This window comes from Variovorax sp. 278MFTsu5.1, assembly GCF_048305045.1.
Classification (GTDB): domain Bacteria; phylum Pseudomonadota; class Gammaproteobacteria; order Burkholderiales; family Burkholderiaceae_C; genus Variovorax; species Variovorax guangxiensis.
The window spans coordinates 6,432,721-6,457,357 of the sequence record NZ_CP157622.1 but is presented as its reverse complement, the minus strand read 5'-3'; the positions used below and the strand labels follow the sequence as shown (position 1 = coordinate 6,457,357).

25 protein-coding genes are annotated in these 24,637 nt (G+C 69.1%); 17 read left to right on the top strand and 8 right to left on the bottom strand.

The genetic code is table 11. From position 1 onward, the window contains the following. The first annotated feature begins 16 nt into the window (after positions 1-16). The 10 genes from ABL844_RS30155 (at position 17) to kdpE (ending at position 9,378) form a co-directional block, all read left to right on the top strand. Complete coding sequence (locus ABL844_RS30155) at positions 17-433, top strand: hypothetical protein (RefSeq protein ID WP_184639630.1); 417 nt, start codon at positions 17-19, stop codon at positions 431-433. 192 nt (positions 434-625) lie between these two features. After that, entirely contained in the window at positions 626-763 is a 138-nt protein-coding gene (locus ABL844_RS30150) for a hypothetical protein (RefSeq protein ID WP_418129915.1), read from the top strand. Continuing rightward, a complete protein-coding gene (kdpF, locus tag ABL844_RS30145; RefSeq protein WP_019657711.1) occupies positions 760-858 on the top strand; it encodes a K(+)-transporting ATPase subunit F in 99 nt (32 codons plus the stop codon). Before ABL844_RS30150 ends, kdpF begins: the two co-directional genes overlap by 4 nt. Before the next feature lies 1 nt (position 859). Further along, positions 860-2,659, top strand: coding sequence for a potassium-transporting ATPase subunit KdpA (gene kdpA / locus ABL844_RS30140; RefSeq protein WP_418129914.1), 1,800 nt, complete (start codon positions 860-862; stop codon positions 2,657-2,659). A gap of 10 nt (positions 2,660-2,669) precedes the next feature. Next, positions 2,670-4,769, top strand: coding sequence for a potassium-transporting ATPase subunit KdpB (gene kdpB / locus ABL844_RS30135; RefSeq protein ID WP_418129913.1), 2,100 nt, complete (start codon positions 2,670-2,672; stop codon positions 4,767-4,769). Between the two features lie 13 nt (positions 4,770-4,782). Further along, positions 4,783-5,415: a potassium-transporting ATPase subunit KdpC gene (gene kdpC, locus ABL844_RS30130; protein WP_418129912.1), complete on the top strand. Its 633-nt coding sequence runs from the start codon at positions 4,783-4,785 to the stop codon at positions 5,413-5,415. A 67-nt stretch (positions 5,416-5,482) separates the two neighbouring features. Continuing rightward, positions 5,483-5,797 (top strand): hypothetical protein, encoded by a 315-nt coding sequence (locus ABL844_RS30125; RefSeq protein ID WP_418129911.1) that lies wholly within the window; start codon positions 5,483-5,485, stop codon positions 5,795-5,797. Then, a complete protein-coding gene (locus ABL844_RS30120) occupies positions 5,787-5,921 on the top strand; it encodes a hypothetical protein (RefSeq protein WP_418129910.1) in 135 nt (44 codons plus the stop codon). Before ABL844_RS30125 ends, ABL844_RS30120 begins: the two co-directional genes overlap by 11 nt. 12 nt (positions 5,922-5,933) lie before the next feature. Continuing rightward, complete coding sequence (locus ABL844_RS30115; protein WP_418129909.1) at positions 5,934-8,675, top strand: DUF4118 domain-containing protein; 2,742 nt, start codon at positions 5,934-5,936, stop codon at positions 8,673-8,675. Between the two features lie 4 nt (positions 8,676-8,679). Then, a complete protein-coding gene (kdpE, locus tag ABL844_RS30110; protein ID WP_418129908.1) occupies positions 8,680-9,378 on the top strand; it encodes a two-component system response regulator KdpE in 699 nt (232 codons plus the stop codon). Between the two features lie 322 nt (positions 9,379-9,700). Here the strand turns inward: kdpE and ABL844_RS30105 are convergent, their stop codons facing one another. The 6 genes from ABL844_RS30105 to ABL844_RS30080 all read right to left on the bottom strand — a co-directional run bounded on the left by ABL844_RS30105 (position 9,701) and on the right by ABL844_RS30080 (position 15,791). Then, positions 9,701-10,822, bottom strand: a complete 1,122-nt coding sequence (locus ABL844_RS30105; RefSeq protein WP_418123180.1) for a zinc-binding dehydrogenase — start codon at positions 10,820-10,822, stop codon at positions 9,701-9,703. Between the two features lie 87 nt (positions 10,823-10,909). Beyond that, positions 10,910-11,485, bottom strand: coding sequence for a dual specificity protein phosphatase family protein (locus ABL844_RS30100; RefSeq protein ID WP_418123178.1), 576 nt, complete (start codon positions 11,483-11,485; stop codon positions 10,910-10,912). Next, positions 11,482-11,979 carry a hypothetical protein gene (locus ABL844_RS30095; protein ID WP_418129907.1) on the bottom strand — a complete coding sequence of 166 codons (498 nt, stop codon included), beginning with the start codon at positions 11,977-11,979 and terminating at the stop codon, positions 11,482-11,484. Before ABL844_RS30095 ends, ABL844_RS30100 begins: the two co-directional genes overlap by 4 nt. Further along, on the bottom strand, positions 11,976-13,130 hold the full coding sequence (locus tag ABL844_RS30090) for an MGDG synthase family glycosyltransferase (protein WP_418129906.1): 1,155 nt from the start codon (positions 13,128-13,130) through the stop codon (positions 11,976-11,978). The genes ABL844_RS30095 and ABL844_RS30090 overlap by 4 nt, the downstream gene beginning before the upstream one ends. Before the next feature lie 80 nt (positions 13,131-13,210). After that, the gene (locus ABL844_RS30085; RefSeq protein WP_126025437.1) at positions 13,211-14,656 is read right to left on the bottom strand and encodes a nicotinate phosphoribosyltransferase; all 1,446 of its coding nucleotides are present in this window, start codon (positions 14,654-14,656) and stop codon (positions 13,211-13,213) included. A 64-nt stretch (positions 14,657-14,720) separates the two neighbouring features. Next, positions 14,721-15,791, bottom strand: coding sequence for a bifunctional nicotinamide-nucleotide adenylyltransferase/Nudix hydroxylase (locus tag ABL844_RS30080; protein ID WP_019657724.1), 1,071 nt, complete (start codon positions 15,789-15,791; stop codon positions 14,721-14,723). Between the two features lie 81 nt (positions 15,792-15,872). On the opposite strand from ABL844_RS30080, the gene ABL844_RS30075 reads away from it, so the two are divergent. The 5 genes from ABL844_RS30075 to ABL844_RS30055 all read left to right on the top strand — a co-directional run bounded on the left by ABL844_RS30075 (position 15,873) and on the right by ABL844_RS30055 (position 20,563). After that, entirely contained in the window at positions 15,873-16,706 is an 834-nt protein-coding gene (locus tag ABL844_RS30075) for a pseudouridine synthase (protein ID WP_418129905.1), read from the top strand. After that, positions 16,673-17,806, top strand: coding sequence for a winged helix DNA-binding domain-containing protein (locus ABL844_RS30070; protein ID WP_184639656.1), 1,134 nt, complete (start codon positions 16,673-16,675; stop codon positions 17,804-17,806). Before ABL844_RS30075 ends, ABL844_RS30070 begins: the two co-directional genes overlap by 34 nt. A gap of 144 nt (positions 17,807-17,950) precedes the next feature. Next, on the top strand, positions 17,951-18,607 hold the full coding sequence (locus ABL844_RS30065; RefSeq protein ID WP_176665079.1) for a response regulator transcription factor: 657 nt from the start codon (positions 17,951-17,953) through the stop codon (positions 18,605-18,607). A 58-nt stretch (positions 18,608-18,665) separates the two neighbouring features. Beyond that, positions 18,666-20,033, top strand: coding sequence for a sensor histidine kinase (locus tag ABL844_RS30060; protein WP_126025441.1), 1,368 nt, complete (start codon positions 18,666-18,668; stop codon positions 20,031-20,033). 191 nt (positions 20,034-20,224) lie between these two features. Beyond that, the gene (locus tag ABL844_RS30055) at positions 20,225-20,563 is read left to right on the top strand and encodes a hypothetical protein (RefSeq protein ID WP_126025442.1); all 339 of its coding nucleotides are present in this window, start codon (positions 20,225-20,227) and stop codon (positions 20,561-20,563) included. Between the two features lie 38 nt (positions 20,564-20,601). Here the strand turns inward: ABL844_RS30055 and aqpZ are convergent, their stop codons facing one another. Continuing rightward, complete coding sequence (aqpZ, locus tag ABL844_RS30050; RefSeq protein ID WP_126025443.1) at positions 20,602-21,309, bottom strand: aquaporin Z; 708 nt, start codon at positions 21,307-21,309, stop codon at positions 20,602-20,604. A gap of 186 nt (positions 21,310-21,495) precedes the next feature. After that, positions 21,496-22,509 carry a zinc-dependent alcohol dehydrogenase family protein gene (locus ABL844_RS30045; RefSeq protein WP_418129904.1) on the bottom strand — a complete coding sequence of 338 codons (1,014 nt, stop codon included), beginning with the start codon at positions 22,507-22,509 and terminating at the stop codon, positions 21,496-21,498. 104 nt (positions 22,510-22,613) lie between these two features. On the opposite strand from ABL844_RS30045, the gene ABL844_RS30040 reads away from it, so the two are divergent. Together ABL844_RS30040 and ABL844_RS30035 are read left to right on the top strand one after the other, a co-directional pair. Continuing rightward, on the top strand, positions 22,614-23,522 hold the full coding sequence (locus ABL844_RS30040) for a LysR family transcriptional regulator (RefSeq protein WP_418129903.1): 909 nt from the start codon (positions 22,614-22,616) through the stop codon (positions 23,520-23,522). 56 nt (positions 23,523-23,578) lie between these two features. Further along, entirely contained in the window at positions 23,579-24,619 is a 1,041-nt protein-coding gene (locus ABL844_RS30035; RefSeq protein ID WP_418118309.1) for an ABC transporter substrate-binding protein, read from the top strand. Positions 24,620-24,637: the final 18 nt, after the last annotated feature.

The window sequence follows — 24,637 nt, the reverse complement described above, 5'->3', positions numbered from 1 at the left end:
TATGTCGACTAGGTTGATGTCTCTGGTCCTGGCGCTGACGTTGGCCTCCGCCAACGCGCAGGGATGTTCACGGGTGATCCAGATCACACTGGATTTCCAGGAAGACTCTGCGCAACTCGAATCCAAGCAGATCTTGCGGCTGGCGAGATGGCTGGTCGACGTGCGCGGCCTTTTCCAGTACGGCGATGCCGATGTCGAGGGCGTGGCCGTTGGCAATGAGGCCGGCAAGGACCGAAAGGAACTCGCAAGGCGCCGAGCCGATGCAGCGGCCAGCGCTTTGAAAACTCTGCTGGGAGGTTTGCCCATTCATTCCAGCTCGAACGTCTATCCGACGGACTTCATCCGATCGAGCGGAAATTACGCCGTTGTCCAGCTGAACCCGGTGAATGCGCCGGACTGCAGTCCGGTCCCGATACCTGGCTTCAAGTACTGATCGAATTGTGTGTCGTGTCCTTGCCGGGAATATTGGCCCGACAAGGATGCTCCGGCCGTTCCCGGCGCCACCTCACAGGCACTGAGGTGGCGTTTTTACGCTTTCTTTACGCCCACCCCACCACTCTTTCCCCCGTTTTGACGCCCGACTGCCGAGACTGACTCCCATCTTTCTCGTTTGCAGGAGTGATGCATGGACATCGTCTGGATGGGCGCCTTGCTGGCGCTGTGGGCCGTGGTGGGGGCCATGGTGGTCGGGCTGGACAGGCTCGATGCGCCGAAGAACCCGTCGAGCAAGGCGTCGAGCGCCGCCGATGGAGCCACGTCGTGATCAGCCTCGAAGTTCTTTACGGCTTCGGCGCGCTGATCGCCGTGGTTCTTTTCGCGTACCTGGTGTTCGCGCTGATCTGCGCGGAGGAATTCTGAAATGACCTCCTCCGCCTGGGGCCTGCTGGCCCTTTTCCTCGTCCTGCTGGGGGTGCTCGCATGGCCGGTCGGCAAGTTCCTTGCCGCGCTGTGCAACGAGCGCGTGCCGCGCTGGATGCAGCGCATCGAGGCGACGCTCTACAAGCTCGCGGGCACGAAGCCCGAGCAGTCGATGCACTGGCTGCGCTATGCCTTCGCGCTGCTGGCCTTCAATGCCATCGGCGCGATCTTCGTCTATGCACTGCAGCGCCTGCAGGCATGGCTGCCGCTCAATCCCGCGGGCATGTCGGCGGTGTCGCCCGACTCGGCCTTCAACACCGCGGTGAGCTTCGTCTCCAACACCAACTGGCAGGGGTATGCCGGCGAGTCGACCATGAGCTATCTCACGCAGATGCTGGGGCTCTCGGTGCAGAACTTCTTCTCCGCCGCCACCGGCATCGCGGTGGCCTTCGCGCTGGTGCGGGGCTTCGCCCGGCGCGGCGACGGCAAGGGTCTGGTGGGCAACTTCTGGGCCGACATCACGCGCCTCACGCTGTGGGTGCTGGTGCCGATCTCCTTCGTGCTGGCCGTGGTCTTCGCGGGCCAGGGCGTGATCCAGAACTTCGACGCCTACAAGGAAGCGAGCACGCTGGAGACCACCGCCTTCCAGCAGCCGAAGAACGGCGCCGACGGCCAGCCGCTGAAGGATGACAAGGGCCAGCCAGCGATGGAAGACGCCACGACCAAGACACAGACGCTGGCCATGGGCCCCGTCGCTTCGCAGGAGGCGATCAAGATGCTGGGCACCAACGGCGGCGGCTTCTTCAACGCCAACTCTGCGCATCCGTACGAGAACCCGACGGCGCTGGTGAACCTGCTGCAGATGCTGGCGATCTTCCTGATCCCGGCCGCGCTGTGCTTCACCTTCGGCCACGTGGTGGGCGACATGCGCCAGGGATGGGCCGTGCTCGCGGCGATGACGGTGATGTTCGTCGTCGCGGTCATCGTCATCACGCCTGCCGAGCAGGCCGGCAATCCGCTGCTGACCCCGCTCGGCGTCGACCAGATCCACGGCGTGCTGCAGGCCGGCGGCAACATGGAGGGCAAGGAAGTGCGCTTCGGCATCGACGCGTCCTCGCTGTTCGCTGCCATCACCACGGCCGCCTCGTGCGGCGCGGTCAACGGCATGCACGATTCGCTCACCCCGCTGGGCGGCATGGTGCCGCTGGTGCTGATGCAGCTCGGCGAGGTGGTGTTCGGCGGCGTGGGCTCGGGCCTGTACGGCATGCTGATCTTCGCGATGCTCGCGGTGTTCATCGCCGGCCTGATGATCGGCCGCACGCCCGAGTACCTCGGCAAGAAGATCGAGGTGCGCGAGATGAAGCTGATCTCCATCGCCATCCTGGTCACGCCGATCCTGGTGCTGGCCGGAACGGCGGTGGCGGTGATCGCGAGCGCCGGCAAGGCCGGCATCGCGAACCCCGGCGCGCACGGCTTTTCGGAGATCCTGTACGCGCTGACCTCGGCCGCCAACAACAACGGCAGCGCCTTCGCGGGCCTGTCTGCCAACACGCCCTTCTACAACGGCCTGCTCGCGCTGGCCATGTGGCTCGGCCGCTTCGCGATGATCGTGCCGGTGCTCGCCGTGGCCGGCGCTCTGGCCGCCAAGAAGCGCCTGCCCGTCACCAGCGGCACGCTGCCCACGCACGGCCCGCTGTTCGTCTCGTTGCTGATCGGCACGGTGCTGCTGGTCGGCCTGCTCAATTACGTGCCGGCATTGGCCCTGGGCCCGATCGTCGAGCACCTGGTGCTCTGGAAGTAAGGGGGCCGCCATGACCGCCAATACAAAAACCTCTCTCTCGCTCTTCGATGCAGCGCTGGTCAGGCCCGCGCTGTGGGCTGCCTTCGCCAAGCTCAACCCGCGCACGCAGTGGCGCAACCCGGTGATGTTCATCGTCTACATCGGGAGCATCCTCACGACGGTGCTCTGGGTGCATGCGCTGAGCTTCCCGGGCGACACCGGCATGAAGCCCGCCTTCGTGCTGGCCGTGACCATCTGGCTGTGGTTCACCGTGCTGTTTGCCAACTTCGCCGAAGCACTTGCCGAGGGCCGCAGCAAGGCGCAGGCCGCCTCGCTGCGCGGCCTGCGAAAGGACACCTGGGCCAAGAAGCTGCAGGAGCCGCATCACGGCGCCCAGTGGCTTCCCGAGCAGGCGCCCAACCTGCGCAAGGGCGACGTGGTGCTGGTCGAGACCGGCGACGTGATTCCGCTCGACGGCGAAGTGATCGAAGGCGTGGCCTCGGTCGACGAGAGCGCCATCACCGGCGAATCGGCACCCGTGGTGCGCGAATCGGGCGGCGACTTCTCGGCCGTGACCGGCGGAACCCGCGTGCTGTCCGACTGGCTGGTGGTGCGCATCTCGGTGAACCCGGGCGAATCGTTCCTCGACCGCATGATCGGCATGGTCGAGGCCGCCAAGCGCCAGAAGACGCCCAACGAGATCGCGCTGACCATCCTGCTGGTGGCGCTGACCATCGTGTTCCTGGTGGTCACGGTCACGCTGCTGCCTTTCTCCATCTTCAGCGTGGAGGCCGCGGGCGCGGGCACGGTGGTGTCGCTCACCGCGCTGGTCGCGCTGCTGGTGTGCCTGATTCCGACCACCATCGGCGGCCTGTTGTCGGCCGTGGGCGTGGCGGGCATGAGCCGCATGATGCAGGCCAACGTGATCGCCACCTCGGGCCGCGCGGTCGAAGCCGCCGGCGACGTCGACGTGCTGCTGCTCGACAAGACCGGCACCATCACGCACGGCAACCGCCAGGCCAGCGCCTTCCTGCCTGCGCCGGGCGTGACCAAGGCGCGGCTCGCTCGCGCCGCGATGATCGCCTCGCTGGCCGACGAGACGCCCGAGGGCCGCAGCATCGTCGAGCTCGCGCGCCGCGAAGGCCTGGAGCCGACGTCGGTGGAGGGCGCCCGCTTCGTCGCCTTCACCGCGCAGACGCGCATGAGCGGCGCCGACCTGCCGGCCGCCCCCAACAGCCTGGACACCGACCCCGTGCTGCTGCGCAAGGGCGCGGTCGACGCGGTGCGCCGCCACGTCGAGGCCATCGGCGGCACGGCGGCTCCCGAGGTGCTTCGCGCAGCCGAGGAAGCCGCGCGCCGTGGCAGCACGCCGCTGGCGGTGGCCGAGGGCAACCGCGTGCTCGGCATCGTCGAGCTCAAGGACATCGTCAAGACCGACATCAAGGAGCGCTTCGCCGAGCTGCGCCGCATGGGCATCAAGACGGTGATGATCACCGGCGACAACAAGCTCACCGCGGCGGCCATCGCCGCAGAGGCCGGCGTGGACGACTTCCTGGCCGAGGCCACGCCCGAGGACAAGCTCGCGCTGATCCGCCAGTACCAGTCCGAAGGCCGCCTCGTGGCCATGACCGGCGACGGCACCAACGACGCCCCCGCGCTCGCGCAGGCCGACGTGGCGGTGGCCATGGGCAGCGGCACGCAGGCCGCCAAGGAGGCCGGCAACATGGTCGACCTCGACTCCAATCCGACCAAGCTGCTGGAAGTGGTGGAGACCGGCAAGGCGCTCCTGATGACACGCGGCTCGCTCACTACCTTCTCGATCGCGAACGACGTGGCGAAGTACTTCGCCATCATCCCGGCGATCTTCATCTCGACCTACCCGCAGCTGGGCGCGCTCAACGTGATGCGGCTCGCGAGCCCGTCGTCGGCCATCCTGAGCGCGGTGATCTTCAATGCGCTGGTGATCGTGTTCCTGATCCCGCTGGCGCTCAAGGGCGTGCGCTACCGCCCGGTGGGTGCCGCTGCGCTGCTGCGCCGCAACCTGGCCATCTACGGCTTGGGCGGCCTGCTCGTGCCCTTCATCGGCATCAAGCTGATCGACTGGCTGCTCGTGGCCGTCCATCTCGTCTGAGGAGTATTCCGTCATGAACAACAACACCATCAACGGCAATGGCGGCGAGGGCGGCATCGTCCGCCCCGCGCTCGTGCTCTTCGTACTGCTGAGCGCACTCACCGGCCTGATCTACCCGATGGCCGTCACCGGCGTCGCGAAGGCGGCGTTTCCCGATCAGGCGGCGGGTAGTCTGGTCGTGCTCGACGGCACGACCGTCGGCTCGAAGCTCATCGGCCAGAACTTCAGCGATCCGAAGCATTTCTGGGGCCGGCCGTCGGCCACCGCGCCGCAGCCCTACAACGCGAGCGCCTCGGGCGGATCCAACCAGGGTCCGCTCAACCCCGCGCTGACCGATGCGGTGAAGGCGCGCGTGGAAGCGCTGCGCGCAGCCGATCCGGACAACGTTGCGCCGGTGCCCGTCGACCTCGTCATGGCCTCGGCCAGCGGGCTCGATCCCGACATCAGCCCCGCCGCCGCGCAGTACCAGGCGGCGCGCGTGGCGCGCGTGCGCGGCATGCCGCTCGCGCAGGTGCAGTCGCTGATCGACAGGAACACGCAGCAGCCCCTGCTGGGCTTCCTGGGCGAGCCGCGCGTCAACGTGCTGGCGCTGAACATCGCGCTGGACGCCGCCTCCGGTTCATTCAGTCCTTCGACACCGCGGTGAGGAGAAACAAGCCATGGCCTATGCCGCCTATCGAGAACACCCCGGTGCGCCGAGAACGCGCGCTTCCATGAACACCGCCAGAGGCAACGACAGCCCCTTCTACGTGCTCGACGTCACGGTCTGCTGCGCCGATGCCCTGCGCGTGCGCCGCAGCGTCGCCGGCTGCCCCGAGGCCGGCGTGGTGCGCTGCGAGCCGCTGCTGCATGCCTGCAGCTCGCAGGAGAGCGACGCGCCCTGCGTGCGCCTGATGATCCGCCTGCCGCTGGCGCGCTACGCCGACGTGCTGCACCGGCTGATCGAATGCGTGCCCTCGGGCGAGATCGGCCGGCTCGTGAGCTGGCGCGAGCACCTCGCGCGCTGCGGCCTGCGCCATGGCCACTGACCTGCTGATGGCGCTGCTGGCCATGGCGGCGCTCTTCGTGCCGCTGGGCTTTGCCTGGTGGATGCTGTCGCGCACCGCGCGGCGCCACCAGCGTTCGCGCCGCAAGGACAGCCCGATGCGCTAACCTGTGCCGCCGATGAACGAAGTGCTCCGCCCCGACCCCGACGCGCTGCTCGCGCAGCTGCGCAGCGACGAGGCGCGCGCCCAGCGCGGCAAGCTGCGCATCTACTTCGGCGCCAGCGCGGGCGTCGGCAAGACATGGGCCATGCTCAGCGCGGCGCAGCGCGAGCGGGCTGCGGGGCGCGACGTGCTGATCGGCGTGGTCGAGACCCATGGCCGCAGCGAGACCGCCGCGCTGCTCTCGGGGTTGGAGGCGCTGCCGCTGCGCGAGCTGGACTACCGCGGGCGCACGCTCGCCGGGTTCGACCTCGACGCCGCGCTCGCGCGCAGGCCGGCCGTGCTGCTGGTCGACGAGCTGGCCCACACCAACGCCCCGGGCTCTCGCCACGCCAAGCGCTGGCAGGACGTGCAGGAGCTGCTGTCCGCCGGCATCGAGGTGTGGTCCGCGCTCAACGTGCAGCACCTCGAAAGCCTCAACGGCACGGTCGGAGCCATCACCGGCGTGCGCGTGCACGAGACCGTGCCCGACACCGTGCTCGACGAGGCCGACGAGGTGGTGCTGGTCGACGTCACGCCCGACGAGCTCACCGCGCGGCTCGCGGCTGGCAAGGTCTACCTGCCGCAGCAGGCCGAGCGTGCGGCGCAGAACTTCTTCCGTAAGGGCAACCTCATCGCGCTGCGCGAGATCGCGCTGCGGCGCACCGCCGAGCACGTGGAAGACGACGTGCGCGGCTGGCGTGTGGAGCAATCGGGCGCGGTCGGAAGCGGGCGCGACCTGCAGGCCTGGAACACCTCGGGCGCGATCCTCGCGTGCGTCGGCCCGCACGAAGGGGCGGCGCAGACGGTGCGCACGGCGGCGCGGCTCGCGGGGCAGCTCAACGTGCGCTGGCATGCGGCGTATGTCGAGACACCTCGATTGCAGCGGCTGGCCGCCACCGAGCGCGACCGCATCCTCGCGGTGCTCAAGCTCGCCGAAGAACTGGGCGCGGCCACGGCGGTGCTCACCGGCTCCGACGTGGCCGAGCAACTGGCCGAACAGGCGAGGCGCCTGAACTGCGCCACGCTGGTGCTGGGCCGCCCGCAGCCCGAGGCCGGCTGGCGGCGCTGGTGGCCCGGGAAGACGGTGCCGCTCGCGCGCACGCTGGCGCAGCGCGCACCGGCGCTCGACATCATGGAAGTCGCGCCCGCCGAAAGCTCGCGCCGCCTCTCTCGCGCGCCGCTGCAGGGCGCGAGCATCGACAGCGACGACCACGAGAAGGCGCCCATCCACTGGCCCGGCTATGCATGGGCGACGGCCACAAGCGTCGCGCTCACGCTGGTGTGCACGCCACTGGCCAACGTGCTGGAGCTGTCGAACATCGTCATGCTGTTCCTGCTCGGGGTGGTGGGCGTGGCGATGCGCTTCGGGCGCGGGCCGTCGGCGCTGGCGGCGTTGCTCAACGTCGCGGCCTTCGACTATTTCTTCGTGCCGCCGCGCCTGTCGTTCGCGGTGAGCGACGTGCAGTACGTGCTGACCTTCGCGATCATGCTCGGCGTGGGCCTGCTGGTGGGGCAGCTCACGGCCGGGCTGCGTTTCGCGGCGGGCGTGTCGACCAGCCGCGAGCGGCGCGCGCGTTCGCTGTTCGAGCTCACGCGCGAGCTCTCGGCGGCGCTGGAGAGCTCGCAGGTGGTCGCGCTCGGCACGGCCGCCGTGCGGGGCCATTTCGGCGGCGATGCGCTGGTGCTGGTGACCGACGCGGCCGACCAGCTCGTGATGCCCGCCGACGCGCCCGACGGCTTCGATGCGCAGGTGGCCGACTGGGCCTTCCGCCATGGCCAGAGCGCGGGCCTCGCCACCGCCACCCTCGCGGCCCAGCCTTGGCACTACGTGCCGCTGCGCGCGCCGATGCGCGTTCGCGGCGTGCTCGCGCTCTCGCCCGCGCAGCCGCGCTGGCTGCTCATTCCCGAACAGGCGCAGCAGCTCGACACGCTGGCGCGGCAGATCGCCATCGCGCTGGAACGCGTGCACTACGTCGAGGTGGCGCAGCAGGCCGTGGTCGAAATGGAGTCGGAGCGGCTGCGCAATGCGCTGCTGGGCGCCATCTCGCACGACGTGCGCACGCCGCTCACCGCGCTCATCGCACTGGCCGAGTCGCTGCAGACATTGCCGCCCGAGGAGCACGCCAACGCGGCGCGCGCCATCGTCGCGCAGGCGCACGAGCTGCATGCGCTGGTGAGCAACCTGCTCGACATGGCGCGGCTCGAAAGCGGCATCGCCGGCGGCGCGGTGAACCTGCGGCGCGACTGGCAGTCGGTGGAGGAGGTGGTGGGCTCGGCCATCCGCGCGGCGCGCACCTCGCTGGGCGGCACCGTGGTGCAGACCGCGCTCGACCCCGAGCTGCCGCTGGTCGAGTTCGACGCGGTGCTCATCGAGCGCGTGCTGGTCAACCTGCTGGAGAACGCCACCAAGTACGGCGCGCCGCCCATCGTGGTCGGCGCGCGTGCCGAGCCCGGCGCGCTGGTGCTGACCGTGCGCGACCACGGCCCTGGCCTGCCGGCCGCGCTGCTGGGCCACGAGCAGAAGCTCTTCGACAAGTTCACGCGCGGCGAGGCCGAATCCGCCACGCCGGGCGTGGGCCTGGGCCTGGCGATCTGCAAGGCGGTGGTGAGCGCGCACGGCGGCGAGATCACCGCCGAGAATGCGCGCGATGGCGGTGCAGAATTCACCGTCACGCTCCCGCGCCGCGAGCCACCCGAGCCTGCCGAAGCCCAACTCTGAACCCATGCCTTCCCCCACCGCCATCGTGATCGAAGACGAGCCGCAGATCCGCCGGTTCGTGCGCGGCGCCCTGGAAGCCGAGGGCTGGCTGGTGCACGAGGCCGGCACCCTGCGCGACGGCCTCGCCGCGGCAGGCACGCGCCAGCCCGACCTGCTCGTGCTCGACCTCGGCCTGCCCGACGGCGACGGCGTCTCGCTGATCCGCGACGTGCGCGGCTGGTCGGCCGTGCCCATCATCGTGCTGTCGGCACGCACCGACGAAGCCGACAAGATCGCCGCCCTCGACGCCGGCGCCGACGACTATCTCACCAAGCCCTTCGGCACCGGCGAGCTCCTGGCCCGCGTGCGCGCCAACCTGCGCCGCCCGCGTGCCGCCAGCAGCACGGAAGAAGCGGCACCCGAGGCGCTGTTCCGCTTCGGCGAGATCGAACTCGACCGCTCCGCGCGCCTCGTGCGCCGCGCCGGCGCCGAAGTGCACCTCACGCCGACCGAATACCGCCTGCTGTCGGTGCTCGTCGCGAACGCGGGCCGCGTGCTGACGCAGCGCCAATTGCTGCGCGAAGTGTGGGGCCCGTCGTACACCGACCAGAGCCACTACCTGCGGATCTACATGGGGCACCTGCGGCAGAAGCTGGAGGCCGATCCGGCGCAGCCGAGGCATCTGCTGACGGAGACGGCTGTGGGGTACAGGCTGGTCGTTTAGTTCTTCAGGGTACGGCGGCTAGAGCCATGCCCTTCCCTGAAGCAGCTCTGGGTATTGCTCCCTCTCCCTCCGGGAGAGGGTTGGGGTGAGGGCGACAGCATCAACGAAACGACAAGCCCGGTAAGCGGCGCGGTGCGTTCGGCCCCTCTGTGCCGCCGAGGAGCGCAGCGTTGCGCGGACAAGGGCTCGCAGTTGTTCGAGCGAAGCGAGTTCTGCGAGACCCCGCGAAACGCGAGCACCGCAGGGAAGCCGCGAAGCGGCCAGCATAGTGGGGACGAGCGCGCCGTGCCGCTTACCGGGCGACCTGCTCAGGCAAGACGAATCAGGCCTTGTTCGGATTCAGCAGGAACTTTTCCCCCGTCGCCTGCTTGCCATACACGCCGATCGCATCGAGCTGCAGCATCTCCACCAGCGACACCTCGCGCGTGTAGTGGCTCGCGAACGTGGTCTTCAGTTCGGCGACCACGCGGGCCTTCAGGCGCTGCGTGCCGGCGTCGCCCAGGCGCTGCAGGAAGGGGAACAGCAGCCAGCCGCCCATGCCCCAGGTCATGCCGAAGTTGCGCACCACCTCGGTCGGGCTGCGGTCGAGGCCGCCGTAGATGTAGACCTGCTTGTGGGTGTTGGAGCCGTATCGGCTGTATTCCTTGGCGGTGCGGTTGATGGCCGCTTCCATGCAGCCGAGGATCTGGCCGGCGAGCTTGCCGCCGCCGATGGCGTCGAAGGCCAGGGTGGCGCCGGTCTCGGCGAGGGCCTGGGTCAGGTCCTCGATGAAGGTGGGCGAACTCGAATTGCACACGTACTTGGCGCCGAGTCCGCGCAGCAGGTCTTCCTGGTCCTGCTTGCGCACGATGTTGACGAGGGCGATGCCGTCCTTCTGGCAGATCTTGTTGAGCATCTGGCCGAGGTTGGACGCGGCGGCGGTGTGCACCAGGGCCTTGTGGCCTTCCATGCGCATGGTCTCGACCATGCTCAGCGAGGTGAGGGGGTTGACGAAGCACGAGGCGCCTTCGGCCGGCGTGGTGCCCGCCGGCAGCTCCATGCACTGGGCGGCGGCGAGGCAGCGGTACTGCGAATACATCGCGCCGCCGATGGCGGCCACCGTCTTGCCGAGCAGCGCCTGCGCCTGCGGCGAGGAGCCTGCCTTCACCACCACGCCCGCGCCTTCGTTGCCGACGGGCATCGATTCGTCGAGCCGCGCCTTCATGGCGGGCAGCACGCGCTCGGGCACGGTGGCGGTGACGACGGGGCGATCGGCGGTGCCGGAGGCCTTGGCGGTGCTCATGTCGGCCGCGCCGAAAAGCAGGCCCAGGTCGGACGGATTGAGCGGCGAGGCCTCGACGCGGATCACCACTTCGTGGACCTGCGGCTCGGGGATGGGGTCGTCGTGCAGCGAGAGTTCGAGTTCGCCGCTGGAACGAATGAGGGAGCGGATTTGCAGTGCCATGGGAGGTCCCTTCTGGTCAGGTTCGCGGATGGCCTTCGGCCACGGGGCGGCCAGTATAGGAGCGGGTTCCGCGGCCTGCTGGCGCCTTCAGGACACCACCGGAATCGCAGGCGCCTGGGCCAGCGCGTCGCGCATGGCGGCCGGGTCGAGCCGCTCGATGTAGCGCGGGATGTTGCGCCACAGCGTGTGGTAGCCGTAGCCGCCGCGCAGCATCTCCTGGCGGGCGCTGTCCTTGTCCCAGTCCTGCAGCGCCATGCGGTAGACCGCCGCGACCACGCCGGTGCGGTCGGCGCCGTGCATGCAGTGGATGAGCACCGGGCCCTGCTTCTCGGCCGCGCGGATGGCCTGCAGCGCGCGCAGCACCTTCGCGTCGTCGATGGACCAGGTGTTGATCGGCACGCGCACCAGCCGGATGCCGCTGCCCGCGAACACTTTCCGGTCGTCGTTGAACGAGCGCAGGCTTACCACCGTGCGGATGCCCAGTGACTGCAGCGCGGCAAGATTCGAGCGCTTCGGCTGCGCGCTGCGGTACAGCGTGGGCGTGATGCGGTGCAGGTTCTCCACGCCCAGCGCGTCCAGCGGATCGGCCCAATGGCCGGGGCGTGGTGCGTCGGCGATGGGCTCCTGCCCGCGTTCCCTGCGTTTTCTTCTGCTGCTGCTCATCGGCTGCCCTTGCGCGGCCAGTGCCGCGTCGCCAGGATGATCGCCGCCACCGCGAGCCCGCCCCAGTAGTCCACGGGCGCGCCCCACAGCCAGTGCTTGTGCCAGAAAGCGTCCACCGGGTTGAAGCGCTCCCAGCCGAAGGCCGGGTTGATGAGGAACCAGGTGAAGTCCTCGCAGACCCAGAACACGATGAGGCCCACTGCCGCCAGTCCCACGTCGCGCCAGGTCCATCGGCCGTTGAAGGCCAGCGGCGAGAAGAACACCAGCGCCATGAAGGTGAAGACCCAGGCGTGGTAACCCGTCATCGCACGGCCGCCCCAGAAGATGTCGAGCCAGATGCTGTTCTCGATGCGCCATGTGGGCAGCGAGGTGGCCCAGCCGGCGCCGCCTTCGATCTGGATTTCGGCGTTGGCGAAGAAGAAGGCCATGACGATGACCCAGGTCAGGTAGCCGAGCGTGCGGGCCACGCTCGTCTTTTCGGTGGCGGGGCTCATGCGGGCGTCCCGAGAACGTGATGCAGCACCGATCGCGCCGCCTGCGGCTTGCCCAGCGTGCGGCTGCGAGTCGCCATGCTCGCGAGCTTGGCGGCATCAGCCATGAGGCGCGCCACCTTGTAGTCGAGGCCGATGGCGTCGTAGGCGAGCCATGCGGCGCCTTCCTCCATGAGGAAGCCGGCGTTGTGTTCTTCCTGTCCCGGAATCGGCGAGATCAGCAGCATCGGCTTGCCCAGCGCCAGGCACTCCGACACCGTGAGGCCGCCGGGCTTTGTCACCACCAGGTCGGACGCTGCCATCATTCTGTGCATCTCGTTGGTGAAGCCGATGGCGGCCACGCGGCCCGGGTGGCGCCTGGCCAGCGCCTCGAGCTTGCCGTGCGCCTCCGCATTGCGGCCCGCGACGGCGATCACCTGGAAGTCGTTCGGCTTGCCGTCGGGCCCGCCCATGCCGAGCACGCGCTCGACCATGCTCGGCAGGTCGCCGACACCGGCGCCGCCCGACACCATCAGCAGCACCGGCCGCGAGGGGTCGAGGCCGAGCCCGGCCACGCAGGCATCGCGCGCCAGCGCGGGCGCATCGGGTTCGGAGAACGCGGGCATCACCGGAATGCCCGTGACGTGGATGCGCTCGGCCGGCACTCCGCGCGCCCGCAGGCGGAAGGCCACTTCCTCGGTCGCGGCAAGGTAGCCCGTCATGCCCGGCACCAGCCACATGTTGTGCAGGTCGTAGTCGGTGATCTGCAGCCACACCGGGTAGTCGATGCGGCCCCGGTTGCGCTCGCGCATCAGCAGCTCGGCCGGCAGAAAGTGCGTGCAGATCACCGCATCGGGCTTCTCGCGGCGGATCTCGCGCACCAGCGCGCCGGTGCTCAGCCGCTCGATGCCGCGGCGCAGGCGCTGCGAGGGCGCATGGTGCGGCGTGACGTCGGTGCGCTGGTGCAGGTACGACCACAGCTCGGGCGCGCGATTCACGAGCTGGATGTACCAGTCGGTGTAGATCTTGCGGAACCCTGCGGCTACGTGGGCCATCGCGTCGATGTGGACCGCCGTGCAGGGCGGGGCGAGGGACTGGGCGGTGGCGGCAAGCGCCTGTGCTGCACGCACGTGGCCGTTGCCGGCACTCACGCTGAGGATCAGGAGTTTGGTCATGAAATCCGGGAGTTGCGCGGATTATGGCGATGCCGTGTGGCAGCCGATTCCGCGCACTCCCGGGGCACGATCCTGCAGGCTCAGAGCGGTGCGCGCGAGGTGATCAGCTGGCCGACGCCGGCAGCAGCCCGCTCACGCACAGCCTCGAAGCTGGTGCTCTCCACGATGCGCCCGTTCTCGAACACGGTCTGCAGCAGATCGGCCTGGTCAGGTCCGAGCGTTTCCTCGCGCAGGGTACGCACCTCGCCACCTTCGCCGCGCACCAGCGCAAGCCGCCCCTTCTTCGAAGCCTTGCCCACGTCTCCAACAGGCGACTTGTACACGTCGCGCCACTCGCCGTTCACCTGCATCGCCGAGCACTTCATCGCCCACTGCATGGTGTCGCGGTTGACCTGCTGCAGCAGCCCGCCGCCCATGCCGAAGGCGATGTTCTCCGCCGAGAAACCGTTGTGATAGAAGTTCGACAGGCACAGCCGCAGCGAGTCGAGCGTCACGCCGTCGCCCTGGATGATGCGCACGTTGTTCAGCACGCGAAAGCCCTTGGCGTTGGTCGTGGTGCCGAAGCGGTCGGCCAGGATGCGCGCCACCTGCAACGTGGTCTCTGCCGGGTCGCCCGAGTCGGGCCGCACCACCAGCGTGGCGCCCGAGGCCACCACCTTCGCCTTCAGCTCCTCGCCCCAGATGCGGGCGCAGGCGTTGAAGATGTCGTAGCTGTCGCTCACTACCGCGAAGGTCGCACCGGGCTTGCCGAACTGGTCGACCATGTTGCTGTACGCGTCCGATTCATGCTCCCGGCCCCAGCCCGTGATGGTGCTGTGCTCGGCTGCGGGAATCGAGAAGCCCGCCACGTCGCAGTCGTAGTAGCGGCGCGCGGCGACCAGCGCGGCCAGCGTGTCGGTGCCCATGAAGTTCACCAGGTGCGCCATGCCGCCGAGCGCGGCCGATTCGAGGCTCGACACGCCGCGCGCGCCGAAGTCGTGCAGCCTGAAGGCGATCTGCCCCTGCGGGTCGTCGCAGGTCGCTTCCAGGTAGCGCAGCAGCGTGGTGCGCGCGGCGGCCGAGAGCGTGGCCACCGTGGTCGGGTACCAGATGGCGCGCAGCAGCTCGGTCTCGAGGAAGCTGGTGACCCAGAAGAACTCGGGGTCGGTGTTCTCGATGGTGGCGAGCACGTTGTGCACCGGCGTCACGCTGCCTTCGGGCACGGCGCGGATGCGCACCGGCATCAGCCCGCCGTGCTTTTCGATCAGCCGCAGCCAGCCCTCGCGGTTGAAGGGCTCGCCGTGCACGGCCATGAGAGCGGCGGCTTCCTCGACGTCGTCGCGCGTCACCGGCGTCTGCAGGTATTCGCGCAGGTAGGCCTGCAGCCCGAAGAACAGCGAGTGGCTGAAGATGCCGCCGCGAGACTCGATGTAGCTGTACACGGTCTGCGTGCCGGGCGGGTACTGCATCCAGTGCGAGACCTTGTACGAGTCGGTGCGCAGCAGCAGGTTGTTGCCCAGGGGCGTGGAATTGAGATTGCGGTTCATGTGAAAGCTCCTTTCACGCTGGCCCCGTCAACCGGGGCCGTTCTTGCTGACAAGGCCGGGGCATTCAGTTCTTGCCCAGCCCACCCAAAAAATGATTCGCGATGAAGAAGTGGTCTTCGTAGATGCGCTCCTGCATGTCGAGGAACTCGGCGATGGGCACCCAGCGAACCTCGGCCGCGTCGTCGTCTGCGCGCACTTCCGAAAGGCCCGTCCACTGGTTGTGCGCCAGCTCGAAGAAGAAGCCGTGCGTGATGGTTCGGCCGCGCTGCGAGCGGTCGGGCGCGTCGAACACGTGGCTGGCCTTCATGCTGCCGTTGAGCACGGGCACCGGCACCTTCAGGCGGGTTTCCTCCTTCAGCTCGCGGATGGCCGCGTCCTGCAGACGCTCGTGCTGGCCGACGAAGCCGCCGGGCAGCGCCCAGGTGCCCTTGCCGGGATGGAACTTGCGTTGCACCAGCAGGATGTGGCCGGCCTCGACCACCACCGCATCGACCGTGGTGTAGATCGGCGGAAACTCGCTGCCGGCGTAGCGGTATTTGTCGCGGTAGTCGGCGAGGAAGGCGCGCTCCTCGCAGAGCTCCGCGTAGTCGGCCGTGCGGGTGAACTGGTCGAGAAAAGCCGCGGTGCCGTCGGGCAGGTCGGCGCGTGCGAGCTGGCCGCGGTTCTCGGGGTCGAAGTAAAGGCTGCGCACGTCGGTGGCGTTGAGGCTCTCCACGCTGTTCTGGCCGACGAACTCCCAGTGCGGGAAGAGCTTGAGGTAGTAGCTCGATGCGTCCTTCAGGTGGCCCACCAGCGCCACCTTGGCCTTCGCTGGCGCATGGCCGTCCTGTGCGATGAGCCGCTCGACCGCCGACTGGATCGACGCGATCCAGATCTGGTCGTTGTAGGGCGAGTCGCCCACGCCGACCACGCTCACGCGCATCTGCTCGGTGCCGCGAAGGCAGGCGCGCACCATGCGTTCGCGTTCGTCGAAGGTGAAGGGGTTCTTGACGCTGCGCGGCTGCCGGTCGGAGCCGACCACCACGATGACCCGCTCGGCGGCGCGGAGGCCTTCCTCGATGAGTCGTTGATGTCCGAAATGAACGGGCTGGAAACGCCCGATGACGATGGCGTACTGGTACTTGCGTGTGCTCACTTGGGAATCCCCCAAAAATGACGCGATCAACTCGCGTCCGGGTTCAGGATAGCATCGGTGCCGCATTCCGATCAAGCCCCGATGACAGAGCCATCTCCTTCCCCCGCCGATGCCGTGCGCCTCAACAAGCGCATGGCCGATCTCAAGCTGTGCTCGCGCCGCGAAGCCGACGAATGGATCGCCAACGGCTGGGTGAAGGTCAACGGCAGGCCGGCCGAGATGGGCGTGAAGGTCACGCCAGCCGACCGCATCGAGGTCGACAAGGCTGCCAAGGGGCAGCAGGCGAACCAGGTCACCATCCTCATCAACAAGCCCATCGGCTACGTGAGCGGGCAGGCCGAGGACGGGCACGACCCTGCGGTCAAGCTCTTCACGCCGCAGAACCGCTGGGCCGACGACAACGCGCGCTTCTTCTTCAGCCCCAAGCAGCTGCGCGGCCTCGCGCCCTGCGGCCGGCTCGACATCGATTCCACTGGCCTGCTGGTGATGACGCAGGACGGCCGCATCGCGCGCCAGCTCATCGGCGAGGACTCGACGATGGAAAAGGAGTACCTCGTGCGCGTGGCCTACCACGGCCTGGGCCAGCCCGCGCCCACCGGCCAGTTGGTGCGGCTGGACGACGACGACCCTGTCACCACCAACGTGCAGGCGGTCTTTCCGAAGGCCATGCTCGCGAAGCTGCGCCACGGCCTGAGCCTCGACGGCCAGGCCCTGAAGCCCGCGCGAGTCGACTGGCAGAACCCCGAGCAGCTGCGCTTCGTGCTCACCGAAGGCAAGAAGCGGCAGATCCGCCGCATGTGCGAGCTGGTCGGCCTGAAGGTGGTCGGCCTGAAGCGCGTGCGCATCGGCCGGGTGATGCTCGGCAACCTGCCGCTGGGGCAATGGCGATACCTCGCGCCGCACGAGAAGTTCTGAGCCTGCGCGCGCTGAACCGCGCCACGCTGGCGCGGCAGATGCTGCTGGAGCGGCGCAAGCTGTCGGTGCCTCAGGCCATCGAGCGGCTGGCCGGGCTGCAGGCGCAGGCACCGAATCCGCCCTATATCGGCCTCTGGAGCCGCATCGAAGGCTTCCGGCGCGACCAGCTCACCGAGGCGCTGCGCAGGCGCCGCATCGTTCGCATGTCGACCTTGCGCGCGACGCTGCACCTGATGATCGCGCAGGACGCGCTGGCATGGCGTCCGCTGCTGGAGCCCGTGCACCAGCGTGGCCTGCTGGGCAGCACGCACAAGAAGGAACTCGAAGGGCTCGATCGCGCGGCGGTGATCGCGGCGGGGCGCGCACTGCTCGGCGAACAGCCGCGCACCGGCGCCGAGCTCGGCCAGGCGCTGGGCCTCCGGTGGACCGGCCGCGAAACCGCATCGCTCGCCGCGCTGATCCGCAACAACCTGCCGCTCGTGCACCTGCCCCCGGCCGGCACCTGGAACTCGCACCAGAACGCGGTGCTGCAGCCCCTGGGCGACTGGCTCGGAGAGGCTGTGGAAGCCGCCCCTGCCACGCAGGACGACATGCTGCTGCGCTACCTCGCCGCCTTCGGCCCCGCCACGCTGGCCGATGCCGGCGCATGGTCGGGCCTCACGGGATGGAAGGCGGTTGCCGAACGCCTGCGGCCGCAGTTGCGCGTGTTCGCGGGCGAAGACGGCCAGGAGCTCTTCGACCTGCCCCGCGCGCCGCGCCCCGACCCCGACACGCCCGCGCCGCCGCGCCTGGTGGCCGAGTGGGACAACCTGCTGCTCTCGCATGCCGACCGCAGCCGCATCCTCAGCGAGGCGCATCGCGCCCGCGTGTTCACACTCAATGGCATCGTGCGCGGCACGGTGCTGCTCGACGGCTTCGTGGCGGGCACCTGGAAGATCGAGCGAGGGAAGCTGAAGGGCGGGAACACCGCCACCGTGCTGCTGGAGCCCTTCGGCCGCTGGTCGAAGGCCGACCGCGCCGGGGTGGAGAAGGAAGCTCTCGACCTGCTGGCCTTCGCCTCGGACGGGGAGGGCGAGCGCCACGCCGTGCGCCTGGCCTGACCCGGCCGTGGTCCCGGCCATTGCCCCCGCGCCGCGCCCGCCGCCTAAGCGTGCCCTAACTATTCGTGCCTACTCTGCGCCACGGCGCAGGCTCTTCCGATCATCCCGGTCGCGTGCTACCTTGCGGCCGAAGGAGTCGCCGCGATGCGCGTGCTGTTGGTGGAAGACGATGAAATGATCGGGCGCAGCCTGAAGCAGGCGCTCGAGGGCGCGGGCTGGTCCGCGGACTGGGTGCGCGACGGCGAGCTGGCGCAGAGCGCGCTGGGCGACGGCGGCTACACCTGCGTGCTGCTCGACCTGGGCCTGCCCAGGCAGGACGGCACCGAGGTGCTGCGCCGCGCCCGTGAACGCGGCGACGCCACGCCGGTGCTGGTGCTCACCGCGCGCGACGGCCTGGACGACCGCATCCACAGCCTCGACCTCGGCGCCGACGACTACCTGCTCAAGCCCTTCGAATTCCGCGAACTGCTCGCGCGCATGCGCGCCGTGGTGCGCCGCCGCGACGGGGCCGCGCACTCGCTGGTGGGCAGCGGCGCGCTGCAGCTGGACCTCACCACGCGTGAAGTCGTGGTCAACGGCGCGCGAGAGGCGCTCACCGCGCGTGAGTTCGCGCTGCTGCACGCGCTGCTGGAGCGGCCCGGCGCCATTCTTTCGCGCGAGCAGCTGGAGAACCGCATCTACGGCTGGGGCGAGGAAGTGACCAGCAACGCGATCGACGTGCTGATCCATGGCATGCGCCGCAAGCTCGGCGCCGATGCGATCCGCAACGTGCGCGGACTGGGCTGGCGCGTGGCCGCATGATGATGCTCGCCCGCAGGCTCCACGCACTTCGGGGCCGGGCTGCCGGGCTGGCCTGCCGATGAACGCAACCTCGCGCGGCCCGGGCCGCTGGTGGCGGCCGCGATCGCTGCGCACGCAACTGCTGCTGTGGCTCATTACGCTGCACCTGGGCGCGGCCGTGCTCACGGCGTGGTTCTCCTTCGTGGCCTACGGCAACCTCGTGCACAACGCGCTGGACGACCAGATGCGCCTCGTGGCCGAGTCGTACGCGGGCAGCGATCCGCAGAAGCTGCCGCGTCCGATGGACGGCGAAGCCGCGTTTTCGCGCGGCGCCTTCATCGTGCAGATCTGGAGCGCCGATGGCAGCACGCTGCGCGCCACCTCGTGGCCGGTGCTCACGGTGCCGCTGCAGGCGCGCCCCGGCTTCAGCGACGTGAACACCGGCACGCACTCGGGATCCGCATGGCGCGTGTTCACCGCCGAGCCCGGCTCGCGCGCCGACCAGCCGCGCGTGCAGGTGCTTCAGAACGAGGACTACCGCCGCCGCCGCGCATTGCGCCGCGCGCTGCTGGAAGGCCTGCCGATCACGCTGCTGCTGCCGCTGGCGCTGCTGATCCTCTGGATCATCGTGTCGGCCGCGTCGCGTTCGCTGCGCGCGGTGGCGCGCGACGTGGCCTCGCAGGACGAGCGCAGCCCCACCGAGCTGTCGCTCGCGCGCGTGCCCGACGAGATCGCGCCGCTGGTGAGCGCCTTCAACAATCTGCTGTCGCGCGTGCGCAGCGCCTTCGCCACGCAGCGGCGCTTCGTGCAGGACGCGGCGCACGAGCTGCGCACGCCGATGGCCGCCATCGGCCTGCAGATCGAGAACCTGCGCGCGCACGTGCCGGCCGGCGAGGCCACCGAGCGCTTCAATCAGCTGGAGGCGGGCGTCACGCGCGCGCAGCATCTGATCGAGCAGCTGCTGCATCTCTCGCGGCAGGACGCGCCGCGCGTGGGCGGAGCGAACGAGCGCGTCGACATCGAGGTGTTGCTGCGCGACAGCGTGAGCCAGCTGATGGTGCTGGCCGACGCGCGGCGCGTGGACATCGGCTTCGAGGGCGGCATCGCCGCCGTGGTGGTCGCGCCGGTGGCCGAACTGCGCAGCGTGTTCGACAACCTGATCGACAACGCGCTGCGCTACGCGCCCGAAGGCGGCGTGGTCGACGTGAAGCTGCACCAGGTCGAAGGCCACGCGGTGGTCGACGTGCTCGACAACGGCCCCGGCATTCCGCAGGCCGCCATGGGGCGCGTGTTCGACCGCTTCTTCCGCGTGCCGGGTGCGGCGGCGGGCGGCAGCGGGCTGGGGCTGGCGATTGCCCGCACGGCGGCGGAGCGCCATGGACTGCGCATCGAACTGCGCAACCGCACCGACGGGCCGGGGCTGATGGCGCGGGTGCATCTGCCTTGAGTACTGCTGCGCACTGGCAGGCGGTGCGGTCCAAAGCTTTAGAAAAAAGAGCGGCGCTCACGTGCGCCTAACTCTTCGCTCACATCCAACTCAGTCGGCGTGCCTAGAGTGCCTCAGGTCCTGCCACGCGCAGTTCGCGCGATGGCATGTGACCGGAGACAACCTGCTTCAATCAATCAGGAGAACACACCATGCGCACTTCCTTCAAGCTTCTCGCCATCGGTTCCCTTGCTGCGCTGGCAGCGGTGGGCACCATCAACGCATCGGCCGAAACCACCGACGGTTCGGACTTCCATCCGCTGCAGATGAATTCGCCCGAGAAGCCCGAGGTCCAGGCCGGCGCCATGGCCGCCGCGCGTCCGACCGGCACCGAGCCCATCGGCCAGTCGACCAGCGCACCCGCGATGAGCTCGACGATGCCGGTGGCCGACATCCAGGCCGGCGCCTATGCCGCATCGCATCCGACGGGCACCGAGCCGATCGGGCAATCGACTTCACTGCCGATGGTGAAGTCGGGCAGCGGCAGCTGATCCGGAAGGCCAGCCGCCGCCGCCGGTGACGACGGCGATCAGTCGTCGTTGCCGTTGCTGAGCAGTGCGCGGTAGATCACCGCGCCGATGATGGCGCCCGCGATGGGCGCTGCCCAGAAGAGCCACAGCTCCGACACCGCATAGGACGGCCCGAAGAGGGCCGGGCCCGTGCTGCGCGCCGGGTTGACCGAGGTGTTGGTCACGGGAATCGAGATCAGGTGGATGAGCGTGAGGCACAGGCCGATGGCCAGTCCCGCGAAGCCGCCGGCCGCGCGCCTGGCGGTGGCACCGAGGATCACGATCAGGAACACGGCCGTCATCACCACTTCGCACAGCAATGCGGCCGTCATGCCGTACTTGCCGGGCGAGTGTTCGCCATAGCCGTTGGTGGCGAAGCCGCCGATGTCCGCGCCAGGCTTGCCGGTGGCGATGAGATAGAGAATGCCCGCCGCCGCGATGGCGCCGAGCACCTGCGCCACGATGTAGCCCGCGAGCTGCGAGGCCTTGAAGCGGCCCGCGGCGGCGAGGCCGATGGACACCGCCGGATTGAAGTGCCCGCCCGAGATCGGGCCCAGTGCGTAGGCCCCCGTCACCACCGTGAGGCCGAAGGCCAGCGAGACGCCGAGCAGGCCGATGCCGACGTTTGGAAAGGCAGCCGCCAGAACTGCGCTTCCGCAGCCTCCGAGCGTGAGCCAGAAAGTACCAATGAACTCGGCAGACCATTTTTTATAGGTACTGTGTTCCATACCGCTCCATCCTGAAGTTGAGAAGGCGCGCATGCCGCCGGGGCGATGCGCGGGCGGATTCTAGGAACGCAAACAGGGAGCGTCGAGCAAGTCGTTGGCACTAACGGAACCTGTTCACGGATGCCGCGGCTTTGTGCATTGCCGCAACTGCGTTGCGTCTGCGGCACCAATGGGTTTCGTGATCTTTTACAGCGTCACGACGATCTTTCCGAAGGCGCCGCGCTCCAGATGGTCGAGCGCTTCGGGCAATGCGTCGAAGCAGTAGCTCGCCGCGATCACCGGCTTGAGCGCGTTCGCATCGACGGCGCGCACCAGGTCCTCGAGCGCGCGGCGATGGCCCACGCCGATGCCCTGCACCGTCACGCGGCCCAGCACCATCGCGTAGAACGATGCGCTGAGCGTCTCGCCGCCGAGCATGCCGATGATCGACACGCGCCCACACTGCTTCACGGCCTGCAGCGAGCGGTCGAGGTTCGGGCCGCTCGCGAGTTCGAGCACGTGGTCGGCGCCGCGCCCCTGCGTGAGGCGGCGCACTTCTGCGGGCCAGTCGCCGTCGCGCGCGAGCACGTGCGTGGCGCCGAGCGCGAGGGCCTGCGCGTGCTTGGCTTCGTCGCCGCCCGTCACCACGATGGCCCGCGCACCGTGCAGCCGCGCGATCTGCAGGCCGAAGAGCGCAACGCCGCCGGTGCCGTGGATCAGCACCGTCTCGCCCGCACGCAGCGCACCGGTCTCTGCCAGCGCGAACCATGCGGTGAGGCCCGCGCAGGGCAGGGTGCTGGCTTCGGCCAGGCTTAGCGTCCCGGGCGCGGCGACGGCCCATGCGGCATCGAGCAGCACATGCGAGGCCAGCATGCCCGGGCCGGGCCCGCCTAGCAGCGTGGTGTCGGCATGCCAGTGGCTGTCTATCCAGCCGCCCCAGAAGGTGTTGACGACGCGGTCGCCAACCGCGAAGCGCGTCACGCCAGCACCGATGGCCGCCACGGTGCCGGCCATGTCGGAGCCGGGAACGAAGGGCATGCCGATCGCCATGCCCATGCCGTCGCGGATCATCAGCAGGTCGCGGTAGTTGAGGGATACCGCGCCTACCTTCACGAGGATCTGGTTCGCGCTCGGCGTGGGCAGCGGCGCCTCGGCCTGTTCGAGATGGGCGCGGCCGAATTCGGGAAGCTGCCAGCGGCGCAGCGTTCGGGGTTCTTGCATGAAGGTGCTCCAGGGAAAGAAAGACGAGAAGCCTTCATGCTATTGACGATCAAAGATATCCGGTGGTGGATAATTTTCCGATCAATGGCGCCCGAAAGTATCCAATGAGTCAGCGTCTGCAAGGCATAGAAGAGTTCGTCGCGGCGGTGGAGGCGGGCAGCTTCGCGCTGGCCGCGCAGCGTCTGCACGTCACGCGCTCGGCAGTCGCCAAGAGCATCGCGCGGCTCGAATCGCGGCTGGACACGCGGCTCTTCCTGCGCACCACGCGCAGCCAGAGCCTCACGCAGGAGGGCCACGGCTACTACGAGCGCTGCCGCCGCGCGCTCGCCGAGCTCGAAGCGGCCGAGGCCATTGCCGACGTGGCGCGCAGCACCGCCTCGGGCCTCGTGCGACTGAGCATGCCGGCGATGCTGGGCCGGCTGAAGGTCGGGCCGCTGCTGCTGGCGCTGGCGCGGCACCATCCGCAGCTGTCGCTGGAGCTCTCGTTCAACGACCGGCGCGTTGATCTTGTCGAGGAGGGACTCGATCTCGCCATCCGCAGCGGCGAGCTCGCCGACAGCGCGGAACTGGTCGCGCGACCGGTCGGCATGCAGTGGATGGTGCTGTGCGCCTCGCCCGGCTACCTGGCCGCGCATGGGCATCCCGCCGGCATCGACGAGCTGAAAGGGCACGGGGCCGTGCTCTACGCGCGCGACGGGCAGGTCTCGTCCTGGCGCTTCCACGACGCCGAGGGCCGCCTCGTCGAAGTGACGCCGCCCTCGCGGCTGCGCTGCGACAGCGCCGAGGTGCTGCTGGAGGCGGCCGTCGGCGGCATGGGCCTCGCGCGGCTGCCGGCATGGCTCGCGGCCGACGCGCTCGCGGCGGGTACGCTGGTGCGCGTGTTCGACGAGCCCCGGCCCTTCGGCTTCGCGCTGAACGTGATCCGCTCGCGCAGCCGCTACCTGCCGCTGAAGACGCGCGTGGTGACCGACTGGCTGGCCGAGCACCTGCCGCCGTTGCTGGCCGCGCGCTGAACGCCTGTTGGGCGCTATCCTGCGCCTTCCAACAAAGACAACGAGGAGATCCGCGCATGCGCCCAGCCGCCATCCGTCACATCGCCGTCGCCGCAGGCTTCGCCACGGCAGCCCTTCTTGGAGCGTCGAACGCCGCCGCGCAAGGCACGGTCAACGCGCTGTGCAGCACCGATGCCGGCTGGTGCGAGGCGGCAGCCACGGCCTTCACGCGCGAGACCGGCATCAAGGTGCAGCAGGCCCACAAGGGCACCGGCGAGATAGGCGCCCAGCTGCGTGCCGAGGCCGCCAATCCCAAGACAGACATCTGGTGGGGCGGCACCGGCGATCCGTTCCTGCAGGCGGCCGAGCAGGGCCTGCTGGAACCCTACCGCCCGGCCTACATCAACGACCTGCACGACTGGGCGGTGCGGCAGTACGCGCTGTCGCAGAACATGGTGGGCGGCTTCTACACCAGCGCCATCGGCTTCGGTTTCAACACCGACGTGCTCAAGAAGAAAAAGCTGCACGAGCCCAGGTGCTGGGCCGACCTGATCAAGCCCGAATACAAGGGTGAGATCGAGATCTCGCACCCCGCCACCAGCGGCACGGCCTACACCATCATCGCGGGGCTGGTGCAGCAGATGGGCGAGGAGGAGGCCTTCGACTATCTGAAGAAGCTGCACAGGAACGTGACCAGCTACACCCGCAGCGGCCAGGCGCAGGCGCCCAACGTGGCCAAGGGCGAGGTGGCCATCGGCGTGAGCTTCATCTTCGGCTTCGAGCGCTGGCGGTATGACAAATTTCCCGTGAAGACCGCCGCGCCCTGCGAGGGCACCGGCTACGAGATCGGCGGCATCGCCCTCGTGAAGGGCGCGCGCAACAAGGAGAACGCCAGGCGCTACTACGACTGGCTGATGAGCCCCGCGGGGCAGGCCATCGGCGGCAAGGCGGGCAGCCTGCAGTCGCCGGCCAACAAGACCTTCAAGCCCGATCCGCGCATCCCGTCGATGGCCGACGTGAAGCTGATCAGGTACGACTTCGAGAAGTACGGCAAGGCGGCCGAGCGCAAGCGCCTCATCGACCGCTGGACGCGCGAGGTGGAGTCGTTGCCTAGATAGGGCTAGCCCCGGCACCGT